The organism is Nonomuraea sp. NPDC050383 (assembly GCF_044459125.1).
Lineage (GTDB): Bacteria > Actinomycetota > Actinomycetes > Streptosporangiales > Streptosporangiaceae > Nonomuraea.
Map to the genome: position 1 here is coordinate 40,586 of NZ_JBITIP010000002.1, position 20,355 is coordinate 60,940.

The 20,355-nt window shown below is 73.7% G+C and carries 20 protein-coding genes; 9 read left to right on the forward strand and 11 right to left on the reverse strand.

Going from position 1 to position 20,355, the window contains the following annotated elements:
* Positions 1-55 precede the first annotated feature (55 nt).
* Positions 56-949, forward strand: a complete 894-nt coding sequence (locus tag ACIBG4_RS04945) for a LysR family transcriptional regulator (protein ID WP_355439732.1) — start codon at positions 56-58, stop codon at positions 947-949.
* A 6-nt stretch (positions 950-955) separates the two neighbouring features.
* On the opposite strand, the gene ACIBG4_RS04950 is transcribed toward ACIBG4_RS04945, so the two are convergent.
* Positions 956-2,332: a DJ-1/PfpI family protein gene (locus ACIBG4_RS04950; RefSeq protein WP_397200724.1), complete on the reverse strand. Its 1,377-nt coding sequence runs from the start codon at positions 2,330-2,332 to the stop codon at positions 956-958.
* Between the two features lie 72 nt (positions 2,333-2,404).
* On the opposite strand from ACIBG4_RS04950, the gene ACIBG4_RS04955 reads away from it, so the two are divergent.
* Both ACIBG4_RS04955 and ACIBG4_RS04960 read left to right on the forward strand, forming a co-directional pair.
* Positions 2,405-3,670, forward strand: a complete 1,266-nt coding sequence (locus tag ACIBG4_RS04955) for an MFS transporter (protein WP_397200725.1) — start codon at positions 2,405-2,407, stop codon at positions 3,668-3,670.
* Entirely contained in the window at positions 3,667-4,356 is a 690-nt protein-coding gene (locus ACIBG4_RS04960; RefSeq protein WP_310711654.1) for an aminoacyl-tRNA hydrolase, read from the forward strand. The genes ACIBG4_RS04955 and ACIBG4_RS04960 overlap by 4 nt, the downstream gene beginning before the upstream one ends.
* 22 nt (positions 4,357-4,378) lie before the next feature.
* Here ACIBG4_RS04960 and ACIBG4_RS04965 read toward each other — a convergent pair whose 3' ends face one another.
* Positions 4,379-5,350: a DUF3616 domain-containing protein gene (locus ACIBG4_RS04965; protein ID WP_397200726.1), complete on the reverse strand. Its 972-nt coding sequence runs from the start codon at positions 5,348-5,350 to the stop codon at positions 4,379-4,381.
* Between the two features lie 170 nt (positions 5,351-5,520).
* Between ACIBG4_RS04965 and ACIBG4_RS04970 the strand changes: the two genes are divergently transcribed.
* The 6 genes from ACIBG4_RS04970 to ACIBG4_RS04995 all read left to right on the forward strand — a co-directional run bounded on the left by ACIBG4_RS04970 (position 5,521) and on the right by ACIBG4_RS04995 (position 11,564).
* Entirely contained in the window at positions 5,521-6,399 is an 879-nt protein-coding gene (locus ACIBG4_RS04970; RefSeq protein ID WP_397200727.1) for a hypothetical protein, read from the forward strand.
* Between the two features lie 36 nt (positions 6,400-6,435).
* Positions 6,436-8,364: an ATP-dependent zinc metalloprotease FtsH gene (gene ftsH / locus ACIBG4_RS04975; RefSeq protein ID WP_310711651.1), complete on the forward strand. Its 1,929-nt coding sequence runs from the start codon at positions 6,436-6,438 to the stop codon at positions 8,362-8,364.
* Between the two features lie 96 nt (positions 8,365-8,460).
* Complete coding sequence (locus ACIBG4_RS04980) at positions 8,461-9,024, forward strand: DUF937 domain-containing protein (protein WP_397200728.1); 564 nt, start codon at positions 8,461-8,463, stop codon at positions 9,022-9,024.
* Positions 9,025-9,040: 16 nt separating this feature from the next.
* On the forward strand, positions 9,041-9,622 hold the full coding sequence (locus tag ACIBG4_RS04985) for a nucleoside triphosphate pyrophosphatase (RefSeq protein ID WP_355439523.1): 582 nt from the start codon (positions 9,041-9,043) through the stop codon (positions 9,620-9,622).
* A 10-nt stretch (positions 9,623-9,632) separates the two neighbouring features.
* On the forward strand, positions 9,633-10,379 hold the full coding sequence (locus ACIBG4_RS04990; RefSeq protein WP_397200729.1) for an EI24 domain-containing protein: 747 nt from the start codon (positions 9,633-9,635) through the stop codon (positions 10,377-10,379).
* A gap of 114 nt (positions 10,380-10,493) precedes the next feature.
* Positions 10,494-11,564: a DUF4192 domain-containing protein gene (locus ACIBG4_RS04995; protein WP_397200730.1), complete on the forward strand. Its 1,071-nt coding sequence runs from the start codon at positions 10,494-10,496 to the stop codon at positions 11,562-11,564.
* Positions 11,565-11,685: 121 nt separating this feature from the next.
* Here ACIBG4_RS04995 and ACIBG4_RS05000 read toward each other — a convergent pair whose 3' ends face one another.
* From ACIBG4_RS05000 to ACIBG4_RS05040, 9 genes are read right to left on the reverse strand one after another with little or no spacing between them, the layout of a single operon-like run.
* On the reverse strand, positions 11,686-12,588 hold the full coding sequence (locus ACIBG4_RS05000; RefSeq protein WP_397200731.1) for an ABC transporter substrate-binding protein: 903 nt from the start codon (positions 12,586-12,588) through the stop codon (positions 11,686-11,688).
* Positions 12,585-13,940 (reverse strand): LLM class flavin-dependent oxidoreductase, encoded by a 1,356-nt coding sequence (locus tag ACIBG4_RS05005; protein ID WP_397200732.1) that lies wholly within the window; start codon positions 13,938-13,940, stop codon positions 12,585-12,587. The genes ACIBG4_RS05000 and ACIBG4_RS05005 overlap by 4 nt, the downstream gene beginning before the upstream one ends.
* Positions 13,930-14,790 (reverse strand): LLM class flavin-dependent oxidoreductase, encoded by an 861-nt coding sequence (locus ACIBG4_RS05010; RefSeq protein WP_397200733.1) that lies wholly within the window; start codon positions 14,788-14,790, stop codon positions 13,930-13,932. The genes ACIBG4_RS05005 and ACIBG4_RS05010 overlap by 11 nt, the downstream gene beginning before the upstream one ends.
* Positions 14,790-15,287 (reverse strand): NADPH-dependent FMN reductase, encoded by a 498-nt coding sequence (gene ssuE, locus ACIBG4_RS05015; RefSeq protein WP_397200734.1) that lies wholly within the window; start codon positions 15,285-15,287, stop codon positions 14,790-14,792. The genes ACIBG4_RS05010 and ssuE overlap by 1 nt, the downstream gene beginning before the upstream one ends.
* Position 15,288: 1 nt before the next feature.
* Positions 15,289-16,731 carry a hypothetical protein gene (locus ACIBG4_RS05020; RefSeq protein WP_397200735.1) on the reverse strand — a complete coding sequence of 481 codons (1,443 nt, stop codon included), beginning with the start codon at positions 16,729-16,731 and terminating at the stop codon, positions 15,289-15,291.
* Positions 16,728-17,456, reverse strand: a complete 729-nt coding sequence (locus ACIBG4_RS05025) for an ABC transporter ATP-binding protein (protein WP_310711631.1) — start codon at positions 17,454-17,456, stop codon at positions 16,728-16,730. The genes ACIBG4_RS05020 and ACIBG4_RS05025 overlap by 4 nt, the downstream gene beginning before the upstream one ends.
* A complete protein-coding gene (locus tag ACIBG4_RS05030) occupies positions 17,453-18,316 on the reverse strand; it encodes an ABC transporter permease (protein WP_397200736.1) in 864 nt (287 codons plus the stop codon). The genes ACIBG4_RS05025 and ACIBG4_RS05030 overlap by 4 nt, the downstream gene beginning before the upstream one ends.
* Positions 18,313-19,299 (reverse strand): ABC transporter substrate-binding protein, encoded by a 987-nt coding sequence (locus ACIBG4_RS05035; RefSeq protein ID WP_397200737.1) that lies wholly within the window; start codon positions 19,297-19,299, stop codon positions 18,313-18,315. Before ACIBG4_RS05035 ends, ACIBG4_RS05030 begins: the two co-directional genes overlap by 4 nt.
* Positions 19,292-20,266 carry an ABC transporter substrate-binding protein gene (locus ACIBG4_RS05040; protein WP_397200738.1) on the reverse strand — a complete coding sequence of 325 codons (975 nt, stop codon included), beginning with the start codon at positions 20,264-20,266 and terminating at the stop codon, positions 19,292-19,294. The genes ACIBG4_RS05035 and ACIBG4_RS05040 overlap by 8 nt, the downstream gene beginning before the upstream one ends.
* Positions 20,267-20,355: the final 89 nt, after the last annotated feature.

Here is a 20,355-nt window from a genome sequence, read left to right on the forward strand (position 1 = left end):
GGTGAGCAGAAGTGCCGATCCGCTTACCAGGCCGTTAGGAGAACTGTTGATCGACGTGCAGCGGCTCCGGGTCCTGCGCGAGGTGGCCCGGCACGGCAGCTTCAGCAGGGCCGCCGCCGCGCTGATGTTCACGCCCTCGGCGGTGTCGCAGCAGATCGCCGGCCTCGAACGCTCGATCGGCGCGCCGGTCGTCGAGCGCAGCACACGCGGCGTGGTCCTCACCGAGTCGGGCCGCCTGCTCGTCGAGGCGGCCGAGGTGGTCTTCGCCGAGCTGCGCAGCGCGCAGGAGCGCATCGACCGGATCGCGGCCGGCCGTCCCCGGCTGACGGTCGCCACCTTCAGCAGCGGCGGCCGGCGCCTGCTGCCGGGGGCGCTCACCGCGTTCGTGGCCGCCCACCCCGACGTCGAGGTGAACGTGCTGGAGCGCGAGCCGGAGGACAGCCTGCCGCTCGTGCGCGAAGGGGTGGCCGACCTCGCCCTCGCCTACCACTTCGACGGCCCGCTGCCGCTCGTCCACGGCGACCGGCCGGCGCTGGAGTGGACGCCGCTGATGGACGACCCGCTGTCGGTGGTCCTGCCGGTGGGGCACCGGCTGGCCGGCCGCGAGACCGTCGACCTGGCCGACCTGGCCGGCGAGCGGTGGGTGCTCGGCTGCACGAAGACGGAGGCGTTCCTGCGCCGGTACGCCGCCGGGGCCGGGTTCGAGCCGGTGTTCGCCGGGAGCACCAGCGACTACTTCTTCGCCCAGGCGCTGGTGGCCGCGGGCGTGAGCGTGTCGCTGATCCCCGAGGTCGCGCTGGACCGCTCCGCCGACGGTGTCGCCGTCGTGCCGATCCGGCCGCCGGGGCCGGTCCGCCACCTGGGGGTGGTCACCTCGCGGCGCGCGGCGGACCCCGGCCCGGTCGAGGATCTCGTGAAGCTGTTGTTCCGGGCCGCGGGGCGGGGCTGACCCGGGTCAGGTGCGCTCGGGGTGGCGCTGCCGTACGGGGGTGAACAGCGCGGTCAGCGCCAGCACCAGGCAGGACGCGCCCGCGAAGACGAACACCGTCGTCGCGCCGTACGTCCCGGCGCCCCAGCCGAGAACGGCCGCGCCCACCGGGCCGAGCGAGAAGTGGATCGTCCAGAACGCCGACGTGACGCGGCCCAGCAGGTGCGGGGGCGTCACCTGCTGCCGCAGCGACATGGAGCAGATGCCCGCCAGGCTGACACAGGCCAGGTAGAGCGCCATGATCGCGGCCACGCCCCACACGGAGCCCGCGAGGCCGAGTCCCAGGATGGCCAGCCCGGACACGACCTGGGCCCCGATCCACGTCGGCCCGAACCCGAGCGAGCGCCGCACCCGCGCCACCAGCATCGAGCCGACCATCGTGCCGGCCGCCCCCACGCCGAGGACGAGGCCCACCACCGAGTCGGCCTGGCCGAGATCGTGCGCGGCATGCAGGTGCTGGCGCAGCGACACCGACGTGCCGAACCCGGAGCGCCGCGCCACCTCCTCCACCGGCAGGTCGGTGGTCTCCAGCAGCCTGCGGGCGTGCTCGACCCGCTGCCGGGCCAGCCACCGGGCCGGGCTCATGCCCGTCTCCTCGCGGAAGCGCCGGGTGAAGGTCCGCACGCTCATCCGCGCGTGCTCCGCCAGCGCCTCCAGGGGCAGATCGGCGTCGAGGCTCCCGAGCATCCAGGAGCGGGTGGCGGCGGTGCCGTTGCCCGTGGTGTCGGGCAGCGGCCGGTCGACGTACTGCGCCTGGCCGCCCTCCCGCCACGGCGGGGTGACGCAGCGACGGGCCGCGCGGTTGGCCACCTCGCTGCCGTGGTCGCGCCGCACGACGTGCAGGCACAGGTCGATCCCGGCGGCCACCCCGGCCGAGGTCAGCACGTCACCGTCGTCCACGTACAGGACGGACGGGTCCAGCCGCACGCGGGGGAACAGGGCCGCGAACCGGGCCGCCTCCCGCCAGTGGGTGGTCGCCGGCCGGCCGTCCAGCAGCCCGGCCGCGGCCAGCACGAACGCGCCCGTGCAGATGGACATGACGCGGGGCCGGCCGCGCAGCGCGTCACGCAGCTCGGCCGTGATGGTCCCGTCCTTCATGGCCCGGCCGGCGTGGATGCCCGGCACCACGACCGTGTCGGCGGTGTCGAGCACGTCGAGGTCGTGGTCGGGCACGACGCTGTAGCCGGCGCTGCACCGTACGGCCCGGCGGCCGGGCGAGCAGGTCACCACCTCGTACAGCTTCTCCCCGGCCGCCGTCTCCGCGGCCCAGAACACCTGCCCCGGGACCCCGAGGTCGAGCGGCGAGAAGTGGTTGAGAACGAGGACCGCCACTCGGTGTGCCATGGCCCGATTCTTTCACATGATGGCTTTCCGGCCACTCGCGGCCATGGCGCGGGTCCCTCCAGGATGGGGCCCATGACCTTGAGCACCACCCCTGCCGGCACGCGCGGGCTCCACCGCGCGTGGTTCGTCGCCGCCGTCGCGTTCGTGGCGATTCTCGGCGCCGCCGGTTTCCGCGCCACCCCCGGCGTGCTGATCACCCCCCTCCAGCAGGAGTTCGGCTGGACCAAGGGCACGATCTCGCTCGCCGTGTCGATCAACCTGGTGCTCTACGGCCTGACCGCGCCCTTCGCCGCCGCCCTCATGGACCGCTTCGGCATGCGCCGCGTCGTGGCCGCGGCCATGCTGCTCGTCGCCGCCGGCAGCGGCCTGACCGTCCTGATGACGGCGAGCTGGCAGCTCCTGCTGCTGTGGGGCGTCCTCGTCGGCCTCGGAACCGGGTCGATGGCGCTGGTCTTCGTCGCGACCGTCACCGACCGCTGGTTCGTCCGGCACCGCGGTCTGGTCACCGGCGTGCTCACGGCCGCGGGCGCCACCGGGCAGCTGGTGTTCCTGCCCGTGCTGGCGCACCTGGCGGAGGGGCCCGGCTGGCGGGTGGCCTCGCTGACCGTGGCCGGCTCCGCCCTGGCGGTGGTGCCGTTCGTGTGGTGGCTGCTGCGCGACCGGCCCGAGGACGTGGGCACCACCGCCCTGGGCGCCGAGCCCGGCGCTCCGCTCGTCCGGCCGGCCGCGGGCAACGCGGCGCTCCGGGCGCTGTCGGTGCTGCGGTCGGCGGCGCGGACCCGGCCGTTCTGGCTGCTCGCGGGCGGCTTCGCGATCTGCGGCGCCAGCACGAACGGCCTGGTCGGCACCCATTTCATCCCCGCCGCGCACGACCATGGCATGGCCGAGCCCACCGCGGCCGGCCTGCTCGCCGTCATCGGGATCTTCGACGTCGCCGGCACGATCGCCTCCGGGTGGCTCAGCGACCGGATGAACCCCCGGGTGCTGCTCGGCGTCTACTACGGCCTGCGCGGGCTGTCGCTGATGGTGCTGCCGAGCCTGTTCGCGGCGACCACCGAGCCGAGCATGCTGATCTTCATCGTGTTCTACGGCCTCGACTGGGTGGCGACCGTGCCGCCGACCGTGGCGCTGTGCCGGCAGGTCTACGGGGCCGACGGCGCGATCGTGTTCGGCTGGGTGTTCGGCGCGCACCAGGTGGGCGCGGCCATCGCGGCCGTCGCCGCCGGCCTGACCCGGGACCACCTCGGCGCCTACGACCTCGCGTGGTACGGCTCCGGGCTGTTGTGCCTGGCCGCCACCGGCATGTCTCTGGCCATCCGGCATGCTAGGGGGCGATGAACGACTCCGACCCGAACGACTCCGATCCGAACGTCTCCGATCTGATGGTCCTGCCCCTCGTCGTCAGGATCGAGCGGGCCGCGCCCCCCGAGCGCACCGACGCGCTGGAGGCGGCCGCGATGGCCGTGCTGAGCCTGCTCGACGACCCGGGGGAGTGGGCGGACGAGCTGCACGCCTGGCAGTCCACCGGCAGGATCCGCAAGGTGGTGCGCCGGGCCAGGGGCGCCGAGTGGCGCAGGGCCGAGGCACTGCCCGGCCGTACCGTCGGGCACCGCACGGCCGAGGTGCGCGTCCACCCGCCCGTGCCGCTCGACGCGTGGCCGCGCGACCTCGCGCGGCTCCAGGTGTCCGGCACCGAGCTGACCGACACCCGCGAGCTCCGGCCGGTCGAGCCGCCGGTCCTGTGGGCCAACCCCGGGCTGTCCATGTCGGCGGGCAAGGCCATGGCCCAGGCCGGGCACGCCGCCCAGCTCGCCTGGTGGGCCAGCAGCCCCGCCGAGCGCGACGCCTGGCGGGCGCGGGGCCTCACGGTGAGCGCCCGCACGGCGGCCCGCGACGACTTCGCCGCCCTGGTCGCCGCCGGGCTGCCCGTGGTCCGCGACGCCGGGTTCACCGAGATCGAGCCCGGGTCGTGCACGTTCGTGGCGGAGGCGCCGTGGCTGTACGGGCGCGTTTCCCAGCCGTAGCCGGGGTGGCCCGGGTGCGGCTTCAGCGGGGGACGGTGTGGACGTCGGCCAGCACCCCGCCGGCCGGCGTGATCCGCGCGGGGGACGGGCTGTCGTAGACCACCATGAGCCGTCCGTCCCTGAGGGCCGCGAGGCCCTCCGGATGGTCGCAGCCCACCCCGTACGGCAGGTCGGCGACCGTCTCCAGCTCGTCCGCGGGCACCACGTCGCCCGCGTGCCGCACCCGCCAGCGCACCACCCGCACCGGCCCGTCGAGGCTCATGCTCGGCCCGGTGAGCAGCAGCAGGTCGCCGTCGTCCACGGCCAGGTCGCGCACCCCGAGGCCGCCGAGGTCGAGGAAGTGCTTGCGGACCGGCCCGTCCAGCCGTAACCGCTGGTCGCCCGCCTCCACCGGCCGGATCTCCAGCACCACCGCCCAGCCGCGCAGCACCGGCCCGCGCAGGCCCAGGTACACCCGCTCGCCCACGACCGCGACGCCCTCGATGTCCAGCCCGTTGTCCTTGCCGGGCAGCGCCAGGAACGGCGCCAGGTGCGGGTCGTCCGCCAGCCGCGCCGCGAGGTTGTCGGCGCCCGACAGGACCGAGCCGGGCAGCGGGGCGTTGGCGACCGGGTCCAGCGGCAGTTTGGCCAGGATGAACCGGTTCTCCTCCCTGACCACCGTGGCCAGCCGGCGGGCCGCCTTGGCCGGGTCCTTGGACTTGACCCGTCGCCGCTTCAGGCTGTGCGAGCCGACGGCCCACAGATGGCCGTCGGCGCGGGCCAGGCCCTCGATGTCGGCCTCGTCGTGCCGCCCCGCGGGCAGGGGCACGTAGTCGGCCAGGAAGAACGTGCGCTGTCCCGCGTACCGCTCACCCGTCCACACCAGGTGCTCGACGGTCGCGGTCTCGTCGCCGGCCACCCAGAGGCCGGTCTCGTCCTGCAGGAGCGCCGAGAGGTTCGTGTGCGTACGGGCCTCGCGCGAGGCCGGGTCGAATCGGAGCTCCACCTGTTCCACGGGGCCATGATTTCACTTCGGTCGCTTCTCCAGCGGAATGGCGGGATATGTCGTACGCTCCCGTCGTGCTCGAAGGGGATGACGGGACCAAGCGTTCCGATGTGACTACTGTTGCGCGCTCGGGACCCCCTGCCTCTCCGCCCAGGCGCTCCCGCATCGGTGATCTGCGGATGCGGGACGTGTACCGGGGGCTGGCCGTGCTCGCCGCGGCGGCGACCGTCGCCGCGGGGGTGGTCTTCGTGCTCCCGCAGGGGCCGGACGAGGTCGCCGCCGGGCCGATCACCGCGCCATCGGCCCGGCCGTCCTCGTCCGGCCCCCTCTCGTCGGGCCCTCTCCCGTCCGGCCCCCTCTCGTCCGGTGTCCCCTCTGCGGAGGTGTCCCCGGTCTCGGCCCCCACCGAGCCGGCCCCCGCGAGCTCGGTCACATCGGCTCCGGCCCCCACGCCTCTCACCCCGACGCCCCTCGCGGCGACCGGCCGGCCGGTGCCCACGCCCGGCACCTCGCTCGCCCCCGGCTACACGGCCATGGAGGCCCTGCACGCCGACGCCCGGCTCCCCGCGCTGCCCGCCAGGACCGGCAGGGTCCGGCTCAAGGCGGCGGCCGGCCGTCCGGTCGAGGACAGGCGCACCGGCCTGGCGCTGCCGAGGCTCGGCAAGCCGTGGAAGCTGTCCGGCCCGGCCCCGTTCACGACCCGGCAGGTGCTCCCCAAGGTGCGCGGCGCCGGCACCCGCGGCATGTTCGTGACCTGCCCGCTGCCCATCGAGACGCAGAAGGCGCCGCGCGACAGCGCCCTGCTGGCCGCCCGCTGGACGCTCAACCACCACCCCGAGGGAGCCACGATCAGCTGGCTCGCCTCCCAGCCGGTCAGGAACGGCTGGATGCTGATGTACCGGGTGAAGTACGGCAGGCACAGCTCCCGTGCGGCCGTGGTCGTGCTCGACGGGGGAATGAGAAAGCCCGGTCTGGCGTTCGTGACAGTGCCCGACACGCAGCGGAAGCGATGGGGGGATGTGACCCGCGTCATTTCCGGGGTTCGTGTTCTAGGGTAAAAGGATCATGTATGCGGCGATTTGGGGAGTGACGCCGTGGAACGCTCTGGAACGCCGCAGGCCCCCGAGAAGGGCAAGACCAAGCCGCCATGGCGGGCCGAGGGCCTGCCGGGCACGCCCGGGGGCCGGCCCAAGATCAACTGGTGGCGGTTCGCCGTCACCCTTCTGGTGGTGTACGCAGCCTTCTTCCTGGTGTCGTCGTTCTTCGACAACAGCCAGGTCGAGACCGTCTCCTACACGCAGTTCACCCAGCAGGTGACCGCGAAGAACGTCAAGGAGATCTACGCCACCGGCCTGTCCGTCGAGGGTGACCTGAGGACCCCCGCCAAGGACCCCGACAGCGACAACCAGACCTACACCCAGTTCCGCACCGAGATCCCCGCCTTCGCCGACACCGACCAGCTCTCGCAGCAGCTCCAGTCGTCCGGCGTGGAGATCAAGGCCGAGCCCATCAACGGCGGCCGCGGCTTCTTCCTCAACCTCCTGCTGTCGCTGCTGCCCGTGCTGCTCCTGGCCGGTCTGTGGATCTTCATCATGCGCCGGGGGGCCAGCATGATGGGCGGCGGCGGACTCGGCGGGCTCGGCAAGTCGAAGGCCGCCAAGCCGGTCGAGGCCGGTCAGGTGCGGGTCACGTTCGACGACGTCGCCGGCATCGACGAGGTCGAGAACGAGCTCGTCGAGATCGTCGACTACCTCAAGGATCCCGGCAAGTACCGCCGGCTCGGCGCCAAGCTGCCCAAGGGCGTGCTGCTCGCCGGCCCTCCCGGCACGGGCAAGACCCTGCTGGCGCGGGCCGTGGCCGGCGAGGCCAAGGTGCCGTTCTTCTCCGCCAGCGCCTCCGAGTTCATCGAGATGATCGTCGGTGTGGGCGCCTCGCGTGTGCGAGACCTGTTCGAGGAGGCGCGCAAGGTCGCGCCGTCGATCGTGTTCATCGACGAGATCGACGCCATCGGCCGGGCCCGCGGCGGCGCGGGCGGCATCGGCGGCCACGACGAGCGCGAGCAGACGCTCAACCAGATCCTCACCGAGATGGACGGCTTCTCCGGCGCCGAGGGCGTGATCGTCATCGGCGCCACCAACCGGCCCGAGATCCTCGACGCCGCCCTGCTGCGGCCCGGCCGCTTCGACCGGACCGTCCAGGTGGGGCTGCCCGACGCCGCCGGCCGTACCGCCATCCTGGAGGTCCACACGCGCAGCGTCCCGCTCGACGGCACGGTGGTCCTGGACCAGATCGCTCGCACCACTCCCGGCATGACCGGCGCCGACCTGGCCAACCTCGTCAACGAGGCGGCGCTGCTCGCCGCCAAGCGCGGCAAGGAGAAGGTCACCAGCGGCGACTTCGCCGACGCGCTGGAGAAGCTCCAGCTCGGCGCGGCGCGCAGCATCGTGATGCCCGAGGAGGAGCGCACCCGCACCGCCTACCACGAGGCGGGCCACGCCCTGCTGGGCATGCTGCAGCCCGGCGCCGACCCCGTGCGCAAGATCTCGATCATCCCGCGCGGGCGGGCGCTCGGCGTCACGCTGTCCACTCCCGACACCGACCGCTACGCCTACGACGAGCGGTACCTGCGCGGCCGCATCGTCGGCGCGCTCGGCGGGATGGCCGCCGAGGAGGTGATCTTCGGCGTGGTCACCACCGGCGCCGAGAACGACCTGGAGCAGGTCACCATGATCGCGCGCGGCATGGTGGGCCGCTGGGGCATGTCGGAGAAGGTCGGCCCGCTGACCATCCTGCCGTCCGACGGCCAGCAGCCCCAGGCCTCGCCCGCCACGCTCGCGATGGTGGACGAGGAGGCGCGGCGCATCGTGGACGAGTGCTACATCCGGGCCCTCGACCTGCTGCGGGAAAACCGCGACAAGCTGGAGGCCATCGTCGCGGCGCTGCTGCAGCACGAGACCCTCGACGAGGCCGACGCCTACGCGGCGGCGGGCGTGGGCCGCGAGCGCCAGCCGATCGAGAGCTAGTCCGTTCAGGGCTGGTTTTTCCGAGTCTTAGCAGAAAAGGGACAGTAGCCGGGTCCGGTCAGGGGAACGCCTCCGCAGAAGGAACGGGGGACTCTCATGACCCTGACCGATGAGATCCTCGACCGGCTCGGCGACCCGGGCCTGGAGCAGTTCGCCGGGATGCTCGGCGTCTGCACGGCCACGACGCGCACCGTGCTCCAGGCGGTGACCGGCACGATCGTCGGCGGCATGGCCCGCAACGCCTACGACCCCGACGGGGCCGAGGCGTTGCGCGCCGCGCTGGAGGACCATGTCGACGCCGACCCCTTCAACAGCGACATAGCGTCGCTCACGCGCGACGGCCAGAGCATCCTCGGCCACGTGCTCGGCGCGCAGGGCACCGAACAGGCCGCCGTCGAGCTGGCCCGCCTCGCGGGCGCCGACCCGGCCGTCCTCATGAAGACCCTTCCGCTCCTCGCACCCATGGTCATGTCCGTGCTCGCCGGTCATGCCGCCGAGCACGACATGGACGCCCGGGACGTCGCCGTCGTCCTGCGCCGCGAGCAGGCCGCGCTGCCCGCTCACCTGGCCGCCTTCGTCGCTGGGCTGCTCGACAGCGTCTACGGCCCTCCGGCGCCGCCCCGGGCCCGCACCAGGCCCCGGCCGCAGGTCGACTGGTGACCGGTAAGCTGGAACAGTGATCGTTCTGGCCTCAGCCTCTCCCGCCCGCCTGGCTCTTCTGCGCAGCGCCGGGCTAGACCCCAAGGTGATCGTCAGCGGGGTCGACGAGGAGGCGTACTCCGCCTACTCGCCCGCCGCGCTCGCCCTGGAGCTGGCCAAGGCCAAGGCCGCGGCCGTGGCGGGCGGACTGGACGAGGGGCTGGTCATCGGCTGCGACTCGATCCTGGAGCTCGACGGCAGGCCGTACGGCAAGCCCGCCTCCGCGGAGGAGGCCGCCGAGCGATGGCGCATCCTGCGCGGCCGGACGGGACGCCTGGTCACCGGCCACTGCGTGATCGACGTGGCCGCCGGCCGGGAGGTCGCCGAAGTGGGCACCACCGTCATCCGCTTCGGCCAGCCCACCGACGAGGAGGTCGCCGCCTACGTCGCCACCGGGGAGCCGCTCGGCCTGGCCGGGGCGTTCAGCATCGAGGGCCGGGGCGGCTGGTTCGTCGACAGCATCGAGGGCGACCACGGCAACGTGCTGGGCATCTCCCTGCCGCTGGTCCGGCGGCTGTTCGAGGATCTCGGCTACGCGGTGACGTCGTTCTGGCGCTAGCCTGCCGGGCATGCGATCAGTGCGCGACTTCCTGGCGGGCGTGGGCTTCTTCTTCCAGGGTGTGGGATGGGTCGCCCGGCACGGCCGGTGGTGGCTGTTCGGGCTGATCCCCGCGTTCATCGCCTTCGCCGTCTACGTGGCCGGGCTCGTCTACCTCGGCACCAACGCCGCCGGCCTGGCCGAGTGGCTGACGCCGTTCGCCGACACGTGGTCGTGGCGCGACGCGTTCCGGGTGATGGTGCAGGTGATGCTCTTCCTGGGCGGCCTCGCGCTGGCTGTGATCACCTTCACGGCGGTGACCCTCGCCATCGGCGAGCCGTTCTACGAGAAGCTCTCGGCGGCCGTGGACGAGGTGCCCGGAGAGGTGGAGCAGCCGTGGTGGCGCACGCTGCCGCGGTCCATCAGGGACAGCCTGGTGACGCTGGGCTGGGTGCTGGTGTTCAGCGTGCCGCTGTTCTTCCTGGGCTTCATCCCGGTGGTCGGGCAGACGGTGGTGCCGGTGCTGGGGGCGGCGGTGTCGGGCTTCTTCCTGTCGGCGGAGCTGACCACGCTGTCGCTGGAGCGCCGCGGGTACGCCCGCAAGCAGCGCTTCGCCCTGTTGAGAGGGCGTAAGGGGCTTTCCCTGGGGTTCGGGGTGGCGGTGTTCGTGCTGTTCCTGGTGCCGTTCGTGGCGGTGGTGGCCATGCCCGCGGCGGTGGCGGGCGCCGCCCTGCTGGTACGGACGGAGCTCGCGGCGGGCGACGTGACGCGGGCCTGACCAGGGGGTCACGCGCCGGCCGCTGTCCACAGCCTCGGTCCGCCTCCCACGGCTCATCCCCAGAACACCGTTCGGCCGTTCGGCCGCCGCTCACCACCCGGCACTCTCGTCCCCATGACGACCGACACCTCCGAGCCCTGCCTCACCCTGACCGGCCCCGCCGACATCCTCGCCGCCGTCCCCTACCTCGTGGGCTTCCACCCCGACCACAGCCTCATCGTGGTCGGCCTCGTCCAGGGCCGGGCGAAGGTGGCGGTCCGCTGGGACCTCCCGTTCCCGCCGGGCACGCTGGCCCCGCTGTCGCGCCTGTGGGAGCGGGAGCACGTCGAGCGGATCATCGTCGTCGGCTATGGGCCGGGGGAGCAGGTCACCCCGGCGATCGACGAGGCGAGGTCACTGGCGGCCCGGGCGGGGGTGGAGGTCGACGAGGCGCTGCGGGCTCATGAAGGGCGTTACTGGTCGTACGTGTGCGACCTGCCGCAGTGCTGCCCTCCCCAGGGCATGCCGTACGACCCGCGCGCCAGTCGCGTCGCGGCCGAGGCGACGGTGCGCGGCCTGGTGGCCCTCCCCGACCGCCGCTCCCTCGAACGCACCATCGCCCCGCTCACGGGCCCCGTCCGCCTGGCGATGCGGCGCGCGACATCCGACGCGGTGGCGGAGCTGCGGGCCGGGCTCACGGCGTCCGGCGACGCGGACGCCTTCGCGGGAGCGTTCGTCTCCGCCGGCCTGGCGAGGGTCCGCGCGGCCCTGGCCACGCACGCCGCCGGGGACCGCCTCGACGACGCCGTGGCGGCCCGGCTCGGCCTCGACCTCGCCGTGGTCCGCGTGCGCGACGAAGCCTGGACCCTCATGGACGGCGCCCACCTCGGCCTCTGGAAGGACCTGACCCGCCGCCTGGAGCCTCGCTTCGTGCCGCCCGCCGCGTCGCTGCTCGCCATGGCCTCCTGGCGCTCGGGCGACAGCACCCTGGCCACGATCGCCCTGGAGCGAGCCCTCACCATCGACCCCGGCTACTCCATGGCCAACCTGCTCATGCACGCCCTGCAGAGCCTGCTCTCCCCGGACACGCTCCGGGGCCGCCTGCCCACCCCGGCCGAGCTCGACACCGCCATGGGCCCCGCCCACTCCGGCTGGCTCCTCCCCCTCCTGGCCGCCCTGGAGGAGGAAGAGCCGCACGCCGCCTGACCTCCCGGCGCCGCACCTTCATCCCGGTGGCAACGGGTCCATCCCGGTGGCAACAGGTCCAGGACACGGCTCACGCTCGCCGTCCGAGCGTTCAGGCGGCTCACGGTCGGGCTCGGAGGGCTCAGGCCGAGGGGGTGATCGCCCGGCCCGTCCGCAGCACCAGCTCGCCGATCTCGGGGAGCACGGCGTCCGCGACCCTGATCTTCCGCTCGATCAGCCCGTTGGCGTGGAACAGGTCGGCGGCGTGCTGCTGCTCGGCCACGAACTCCTCGCTCACCGGCTGCAGTCCCCACGGACGGGTGCGCAGGGCGTGCTCCCACGCGTCGAGGTCGCCGTCGAACAGCGCCGCCGCCTCGCGCGGGCGCTCCTCGGTCCAGCGGTCGGCCTCCTGCAGCGCCGTCACGATCCGGGCGAGCTCCTCCGGCTGCTCCCGCGCGAAGTCGCGGCGGGTGAACCAGAGCGAGCGGTGACTGAACAGGCCGTCCGTCTCGACGAGCGTCCTGGTGCGCGACTCGACCGGCGTCAGGTACGGGTACGAGCCCACCCAGGCGTCCACGTCGCCGTTCACCAGCAGCTCGGCGGCGTTGCCGTAGGCGTCCACGGGCACGATGTCGCCCCAGCCGAGCCCGGCCCGCTCCAGCGCGAGCAGCAGCAGCGTGGTCTGCCACGAGCCGTGGCCGAGCGCGACCCGCTTGCCCTTCAGCTCCGCCACCGAGCCGATCGGCGAGTCGTCCCGCACGACCAGGCGGCCGTTCTCGACGCGCGGCCCCGAGATCGCCACGTACACGATGTCGTGGCCCTTGGCCTGGGCGGTGACCGGGGGAGTGGAGCCGGTGCCGATGAAGTCGTACCCGCCGTCGAACAGGTGGTCCCCGTGGGCCGAGGGCAGCGCCCGGGTGGGGTCCACCCGTTCGCCCCGGCCCAGGGCGTTGAGGTCCACCCACTCCACACCGGGCAGCAGATCGCGGTGGCGGGCCACCCACAGCGTGTTGTTCTGGGGGAAGAAGCCGACTCTGGTGGTCATGACCTACGTCCTTTCAGGAGTGGCAACACATGGCGGCCCACGCGGCGGGCCTCTTCGAGATGGGGGATGCCGGCCAGGATGAAGGCGTCCACGCCGAGGTCCAGGAGCTGGTCGAGTCGTTCGGCGACCTGCCGGTAGTCCCCGACCAGGCCGAACGCCGGGCCGTCGCGGAGCGCGCCGAACCCGCCCCACACGTTGGGCGCGACCTCCAGCCGGCGGTAGTCGTCACCCACGTCGGCCAGGAAGGAGCGACTACGCCGCACCCCGACAGAATCGCCCTGCTGCCGCCCGGCGGAGCCCGGCGCCACAGCAGCGGAGTTCGGGCCGGCACTGGTGGAGTCCGCCTGCCCGCCGGCCGGGTTCGGGCCGGCACCGGCGGAGTCCTGCCGCGAACCGGAATCCGGCGGCACGCCGGCGGAGTCCTGCGGCCCGCCGGCGGGGTTAGGGCCGGCACCGGCGGAGTTCTGCCGCACGGCGGCGGGGTTCGGGCCGGCACTGGTGGAGTCCTGCGGCACGGCGGCGGGGGCGCCCTGCCGGTCGTTGTCCGCCGTGCTCGGGCGGGGCCGCCAGCCCTGTCTGATCTCCTCCCATGCCTCCTCCTCGCTCTCCCGTGCGAGCAGGTCCACGCGCACGGCGAACCGGGGCGGCGTGTCGCTGTGCGCGCGCACGGCGTCGAACTTCTCCTTCAGCGCCTCGAACGGCTCCAGCCACGACAGGTAGTAGTCGGCGTGCCGACCGGCGGCGGCGATGGCGGCCGGGGAGGAGCCGGAGAAGAAGATCTCCGGGAACGGCTGGCCGGCCAGCTCCTCGGGGAGCCCGGCGTTCTCGACCTGGTAGAAGCGGCCGTGATGGGTGTGGCCGCCCGCCCAGACGCCCTTGAGCACGTCGAGGAACTCGGAGGTACGGGCGTAGCGGTCGTCGTGGTCGACCTTGTCACCCCACCACAGCTGCGCGGGCCCGCCGCCGCCGGAGATCACGTTGTAGACGATCCGGCCGCCGGTCGCCCGCTGCAGCGTCGCCGTCATCCTGGCGGCCTGGACCGGATGCAGGAATCCGGGCTGGAAGGCGACCATGAAGCGGTACGACGTGGTCTCGCGGGCCAGCGTCGCGGCGGCCGCCCAGGGGTCGTCGGTGTGCGGGAAGTTCGGCAGGAGGCCGCCGACGAAGCCCGACTCCTCGGCCGCCCTGGCGACCTCGGCCATGTAGTCGGCGTGGCTGTAGCCGTCGTCGCGGCCGTCCCTGACGCCCGGCGCCGTGCCGCCGGGGGCGAAGCCGCCGCGGCTGCGTACCCGGCGGCGCAGCGAGGGCTGGTCGCCTTCCATGTGGATGCGCCAGTAGATGTCAACCGGCAAGAGCCCGCTCCTTCACGTGCTCGCCGAGGCGGTAGACGTCCTCGGTCTGGACGAAGAACTCGGTGACGCCCCGCCGCGCGTAGTCCTCGACGCTGTGCTCCAGGCGACTGCGCTCCGAGGAGCGACCGTGCTCCGAGCGACCGTCCTCCGAGCGACTGTGCTCCGAGCGACTGTCCTCCAGGCGGTCGGGCGAAGGCAGGCGCACGCCGTACCGCAGGCCGGGCAGTTCGGGGACGAGGGCGTCCAGGTCGTCCTCCGGGGAGAAGACGTGCACGTCCGCGTGCCGCCGCGACAGGGCCAAAGCCTCGGGCGAGGTGCCCGACAGGTGAACCTCGGGGAAGGGCGGCACGGACAGCGGCGGCGCGAAGCCACCCGCGGCCACCTCGTAGAAGTCGCCCCGGAAGTCGAAGGGCCCGCGCCAGACGCCCTTGGCGACGGTCAGGAACTCGTCGGCACGGGCGTAGCGCTCGGCGCCGGTCAGGAAGTCGCCCTGCCCCCTGGCCACCGCCGGGTCCAGGTCCACCGCGAGCCGCCAGCCCAGCCGGCCGGCGGCGAAGCGCTGCAGGGAGGCCGAGAGCTTGGCCGCGTAGACGGGGGTGGCGACACCGGGGTGGAACTCCGCGACGACGCGCAGGTGGCGGGTGCGGCGCAGGGCGTTCGCCGCGAGGGTCAGCGACTCCTGCCCGCCCGGGTCGAACGGGACCAGCGCGCCCGCGAGCCCGGCCAGGTCGGCGGCCACGGCGGCGCGCCCGGCCGGGTCGGAGGCGGGGGGCCGCACGTCGGTGACGAAGGCCGGCAGCTCCGCCCGGACGACGCCTCTGGTCGGCAGGATCACGTGGAAACGGGCCATCACGCCACCGCCGCCAGGGGCAGCTCGTCCAGGAGCGCGTCGATACGCGGGCGCAGCTCCTCGGCGAAGGGCTCGATCTGGGTGTCCAGGACGAACAGCCCCCGGGTGACGTGCCGCGCGCCCAGCACGCTCAGCACCGGCCGCAGGGCGTAGTCCACGGCGAGCAGGTGCGCGACCGTCCCGCCCGTGGCCACCGGCACCACCGTCTTGCCGGAGAAGGCCCCCTGCGGCAGGACGTCCAGGAACGCCTTCAGCAGGCCGGTGTAGGCGGCCTTGTAGATGGGGGTGGCGACGACGATCACTTCGGCCGCGGCCACCAGGCGCGCGGCCTCCTCCAGCTCCGGATGGACGGCGTCGCCGCGCAGCAGGGCGTCGGCGGGCAGGTCGCGCAGGCGCAGGATCTCGGCGGGCCGCTCCAGCCGCCCGGCCAGGTGGTCGAGCAGCCGGCCGGTCCGCGAGGCGGCGGACGGGCTGCCCGAGATGAACAAGACGGTCATGTCAGATCTTTCCTAGGGGTTCAGCGGAAACGGGCGGCGTCCTGGGAGGCAGCGCCGACTGGCCCGTCTCTTCGAGGAACTCGGCCGGTGGCAGCGGACGCGGTGGCTCGGCGTGCGCCGGCAGCGGGCCGGGTCCGCGCTCACGGCCGTCGAACTCCTGCTTGACCGCCGCGAGCGTCTCCGGCTGCTCGACCAGCGTGACGGCCGCCGCCGCCAGGTAGCGGGCCGCGGCCAGCAGCCCGGCGTGGGCGATCGGGGTGCCGGTGGAGGCCGTGGCCGCCCACGAGTGCAGCGGAACGCCGAGCGGGACCACGGCGGCGGTCAGACTGAGGTGCGGCGCCGTCCAGCTCACTTCCGACGTGTCGCTGGACGGCCCGCCCAGGCTCGGCTCCGCGGGCGGGTGCAGCGGCAGGATCCCGGTCGCGAGGCCGGAGCGCGGCCTGCCGATCTCCTCCTGCAGCCGCACCGCGAACTCCTGGTCGGCGTCGGTGAACGCGGGCGGGCCGAGGTCGCTCATCGTGTGGTGCAGCAGCTCCGCGCCCGCCCTGTTGCCGAGTCCCTGCCTGATCGCGGTGACCAGGCGGTGCTCCAGCCGGGTCTGACTGGCCGTCGCGGCGGCACCGGCGCAGGCCACGACCTTGTCGTGGAGCGTCTTCGCCGCGGCGTGGGTGGACTCGCGGACGTAGACCCACACCGTCTGCAGGTCGGGGGTGACGTTGGGCGCGCCGCCCCCGCCGATCGCGTAGCTGATCCGGCCGGACGGCGAGACGTTGCCCGCGCGCAGCCGCTCGACCATGCCCGCCAGCAGCAGGGCGCCGTCCAGGCCGCTGCGGGTGCCCAGCGGGTTCGAGCCGTGGCCGGGGGAGCCGAGGAAGGAGAACGTGGACGAGTACAGCGCGCTGGTCACGTCCCAGCCCGTCGCGGTGACGGGCGCGGGATGCCAGTCGAGGAAGGCGTCGAGCCCGTCGTACGCGCCGTCGCGAACCGCGTACGCCTTGCCGACGAGCTGCTCCTCGCCGGTGGAGGCGAACACCTTGACCGTCGCCCGGCCACGCAGAGCCCTGGCGGCGGCGATGGCCGCGCCTGCCGAAGCCGCCGCCAGGGCGTTGTGCCCGCACCCGTGGCCGAGGCCGTAGGCGGGCGCGTACTCGTCGCCGTCGAAGACGACGGGCTCGTGGCGGGGGACGCCGGCGCGCTGCGACAGGCCGGGCAGGGCGTCGTACTCGACGTTGAAGCCGAGCACGGGGCCGGTGTCGCCGTGAGTGGCGACGAACGCGGCGGGCAGGCCGGCCGTGCCCCACTCGATCGTGAAGTCGTGCGCGCGCAGCAGCTCGGCGGTGGCCAGCGCCGAGCGCCACTCGCGCAGCGACGGCTCGGCGTAGGCCCAGATCCGGTCGGCGAGCCCGGTCAGCGTGGGGGCGTTCTCGTCGATCCAGCGCGTCATGGCGCGACTCCGGTGTGCGTGTCCGCCCCGGCGTGCGTGTCCACGCCCAGGTCCGCGAGGAGCCGGCGGCGCAGCTCGACGAAGTCGTGGTCGGTACGGTCCCGCGGCCGGTCGAGGCCGACCCGCAGGTCCGTGACGAACCTGCCCTCGCGCAGCACCGCGATCCGGTCGGCCAGCAGGATCGCCTCCTCCACGTCGTGCGTGACCAGCACGACGGCGGGCCGGTGCCGGGCGCACAGCTCGGCGATCAGGTCCTGCATGTGCAGGCGGGTGAGGGCGTCGAGAGCGGCGAACGGCTCGTCGAGGAGGAGCAGCTCCGGCTCGCGGACCAGGGCCCTGGCCAGCGCGACCCGCTGGGCCTCGCCGCCGGACAGCGTCGCGGGCCAGGCGTCGGCGTGCCCGCTCAGGCCCACCTCGGCCAGGGCCGCCAGCCCCTTGGCGCGGGCGGCGCGGCCCTGCCCGATGATCACGTTGGCGAGGGCGCGCTTGGAGGGGATGAGGCGCGGCTCCTGGAAGACGACCGTGCGCACCGGCGGCACGAGCACCGTCCCGCCGGTGGCGGCGTCCAGCCCGGCGAGGACGCGCAGCAGCGTGGTCTTGCCGGTGCCGCTCGCCCCCAGCAGCGCCAGGAACTCCCCGCGCCGCACGTCCAGGTCCACCCCGTCGAGTACGGCCCGCTCGCCGAAGACCTTGCGCAGCCCTCTGGTCCGTACGGCCAGGCTCATCGGATCGTCACCGCCTTGCGCCAGGGCATCGCCGCTCGCTCGGCCACCCGCAGCGTCAGGTCGGCCAGCAGCCCGATCACCGCGTACAGCAGCACGCAGAGCGCCAGGATGTCGGTGCGCAGGTAGTCGGTGGCCCTGGCCATGAGGTAACCGAGCCCGGCCGTCACGTTGATCTCCTCGGCGGCGATGAGCGCGATCACGCTGAGCGTGGTGGACAGGCGCAACCCGGAGAAGATCGACGGCAGCGCGCCCGGCAGCACGACCTCGCGGGCGATCGCCAGGCGGCCGAGCCCGAACGAGCGGGCCGCCTCGACGACCTTGCGGTCCACGTTGCGCACCCCGCTGGAGACGTTGACGTACATCGGGAAGGTGCAGGCGACGCCGATCAGCAGGATCTTGGACGCCTCCTCGATGCCGAACCAGACGATGAACAGCGAGGTCAGCGCCAGGAACGGGATCGCGCGCAGCGCCTGCATCGAGGAGTCGACCAGCTCCTCGCCGAGCCGGGTGAAGCCGGCGAGCACGCCGAGGACCAGCCCGGTGGAGGCGCCGAGCACCAGGCCGAGGCCCGCCCGGGTGACCGAGACGCGCAGCGCCTCGGGGAGCTGGCCGTCGGCCCACAGCTCGCCGAAGGTGGCGGCGACGTCCTGCGGGCCGGCGAGCACGTCCTCGGTGAGGACGCCGGAGGCGGTGGCCGCGTACCAGGCGGCGAGCAGCAGCACGGGGCCGATGGCCCGCAGTGCGAGCGTCACCGCGGGATGGCGGCCGGTGGAGCGGGGCGGGTTCGGGGCGACGAGCCCCTCGACGGTGGGCGCGGCGGCGGGGCTCACGGCTTCGTGGTGCCGGGGGACGGCGCTCATGGCTTGGCGTTCCCGAGCGTGGTGACGTCCACGACGTGCTGGGAGACGTCCAGGGGTGCGGTGAGCACCTTCTGGTCGTAGAAGAAGGTCGCGACGTCCTGATACTTCGCGATCTCGGTGGGGGTGACGGCCTGGGCGGGCTTGCCCTTCCTCTGGATGTCGACCACCAGGTCCTTCTGCGCCCCCTGAACGGCCTGCGGGCCCGCCTGGGTGAAGACGTTCAGGTACGCCGCCGGGTCGGCGATCTCCTTGGCGCTGCCCTCGCGAAGGAACGAGAACAGGGCCTTGACCACCTCCGGGTGCTTCTGGAGCAGCCTGTTGGCGGCGACGTAGATGACGTAGTTGTCGGACTTGATCGCCTCGCCGTCGGCCAGGACACGGGCGTCCAGGTCGGTCACGGCGGGGATGAGGAAGGTCGAGAACGTCGACCAGGCGTCCACCTTGCCCGAGCCGAAGACCGGCGCGGTCTGCGGCGGCTGCAGGTAGACCCGCTTCACCTTGTCCACGGGCACGTCGAACGTCTGCAGCGCCTTGAGCAGCAGGTACTCGCTGGTGCCGCCGTGCCCGACGGCCACGCTGCGCCCGGCCAGGTCGGCGACCGACTTGATCGGCGAGCCGTTCTTGACCACGATGCCCTCGCCCGCCAGGTCGGGCGGCACGGTGGCGAAGATCTTGAAGCTGGGCTTGACGGCCAGCGCGGTGACCCCGGACGTGATCGAGCCGGTGGCGACGTCGAGCGAGCCGGCGTTGATCGCCTGGGCGGCGGGCGCGAACACGGGGAAGTCGCCGGCCCACTTCACCTTGGCGTTGACCTTGGCCAGCGCGGCGTCCAGGCTGCCGTCCTTCTTCGCGACGGCCAGGAAGCCGCTGTTGCCGGGGTCCGCCATCCTGACGACCACCTGCTCCTGGCCGGCCGCGGCCCCGGTGCCCCCGCAGGCGGCCGCCAGGAGGAGCAGGGGGACGGCGAGCAGCAGCTTACGCATGGGTGACTCCTTGCAGAGGGGTGTGATCGGCCCAGGCCGCGACGTCCACGGGCGATGCGAGGAAGCCGTGGTCACGCAGGAACCGCTCCTGCCGGGCCAGCAGGTCGAGGCGCTCCGCGGACAGGTCGAGGTGGAGCGAGGCGCCGGGGACGTAGGCGGCGGCCACCCCGGCCGCGCCCGCGCCCGTCTCCGCGCCGAGGATCCTCGCCACCTCCGCCGGATGCTCCGCGGCCCAGCCCGCGGCGCGCAGCAGCACGCCCAGGAAGCGGGTGACCACCTCGGGGTGCTCGTCCAGGAGACGCTGGTGCACGGTGATCGGGCGAGGTGTGCCGTTGTTGACCCTGGCCCGCCGGTCCTGGACGGCGTCGAGGTCGATCCCCACCTCCGCGCCGTGGCGCAGGGCGGCCTCGACGGCGAGCGCCCCCTTGACGTAGACCGCGTCCACCTCGCCGCGGGCCAGCGCGGCCAGCTCGGCCTCCCACTGGCCGCCGCCCGGCTCGGCCTCGACGTCGATCAGCTCGGCGTCGCCGAGGCCGAGCCCGGCCAGGGAAAGGGCGCCGTGGAAGCCGTGCAGGGCCATGGCCCGCCAGAAGTCGATCGCGATGCGGTGCCGGGGGACGGCCAGGCGCAGGCCCTTGAGCTGCTCGGCGCTCTCCAGGGCGGTGCCGCCGCGCACCAGGACGGCCTGCCGCTCCTCGATCCAGGTGAGACCGATGAGCCGGGTGGCCTCGCCGCGCGAGCGCGCCCACAGCGCGGGCACGTTGCCGCCCTCGCGGAACAGGCCGGTCAGGGCGTGGGTGTAGTGCGTCTCACGGGGGACGCCCGGCGAGTCGTCCTGCAGGGACCGGACCGCGATCCCGTCGGCGGCGAACTCCGCGGCCAGCCAGCCCTGGTCCGCCGCGATGCCCGTCGCGGTCGGAACGGGACAGCGGGTGAACCAGAGGGTGTCGAGTGCGGCTGTGCTCATGCCGGAGAGTTTGCTAGTAAATTGGTAGGAAATGCAAAGTATGTCCCGCGATGCGGGAAGCCGTCCCCGCCGGACCGGCTCCCACCTGG

Excerpts from the sequence above, each read along its gene's own strand:
- ACIBG4_RS04950 (WP_397200724.1), bottom strand. The coding sequence starts at position 2,332 with ATGGCACACCGAGTGGCGGTCCTCGTTCTCAACCACTTCTCGCCGCTC.
- ACIBG4_RS04955 (WP_397200725.1), top strand. The coding sequence starts at position 2,405 with ATGACCTTGAGCACCACCCCTGCCGGCACGCGCGGGCTCCACCGCGCG.
- ACIBG4_RS04960 (WP_310711654.1), top strand. The coding sequence starts at position 3,667 with ATGAACGACTCCGACCCGAACGACTCCGATCCGAACGTCTCCGATCTG.
- ACIBG4_RS04970 (WP_397200727.1), top strand. The coding sequence starts at position 5,521 with ATGCGGGACGTGTACCGGGGGCTGGCCGTGCTCGCCGCGGCGGCGACC.
- ACIBG4_RS04980 (WP_397200728.1), top strand. The coding sequence starts at position 8,461 with ATGACCCTGACCGATGAGATCCTCGACCGGCTCGGCGACCCGGGCCTG.
- ACIBG4_RS04990 (WP_397200729.1), top strand. The coding sequence starts at position 9,633 with ATGCGATCAGTGCGCGACTTCCTGGCGGGCGTGGGCTTCTTCTTCCAG.
- ACIBG4_RS04995 (WP_397200730.1), top strand. The coding sequence starts at position 10,494 with ATGACGACCGACACCTCCGAGCCCTGCCTCACCCTGACCGGCCCCGCC.
- ACIBG4_RS05000 (WP_397200731.1), bottom strand. The coding sequence starts at position 12,588 with ATGACCACCAGAGTCGGCTTCTTCCCCCAGAACAACACGCTGTGGGTG.
- ACIBG4_RS05010 (WP_397200733.1), bottom strand. The coding sequence starts at position 14,790 with ATGGCCCGTTTCCACGTGATCCTGCCGACCAGAGGCGTCGTCCGGGCG.
- ssuE (WP_397200734.1), bottom strand. The coding sequence starts at position 15,287 with ATGACCGTCTTGTTCATCTCGGGCAGCCCGTCCGCCGCCTCGCGGACC.
- ACIBG4_RS05020 (WP_397200735.1), bottom strand. The coding sequence starts at position 16,731 with ATGACGCGCTGGATCGACGAGAACGCCCCCACGCTGACCGGGCTCGCC.
- ACIBG4_RS05025 (WP_310711631.1), bottom strand. The coding sequence starts at position 17,456 with ATGAGCCTGGCCGTACGGACCAGAGGGCTGCGCAAGGTCTTCGGCGAG.
- ACIBG4_RS05030 (WP_397200736.1), bottom strand. The coding sequence starts at position 18,316 with ATGAGCGCCGTCCCCCGGCACCACGAAGCCGTGAGCCCCGCCGCCGCG.
- ACIBG4_RS05035 (WP_397200737.1), bottom strand. The coding sequence starts at position 19,299 with ATGCGTAAGCTGCTGCTCGCCGTCCCCCTGCTCCTCCTGGCGGCCGCC.
- ACIBG4_RS05040 (WP_397200738.1), bottom strand. The coding sequence starts at position 20,266 with ATGAGCACAGCCGCACTCGACACCCTCTGGTTCACCCGCTGTCCCGTT.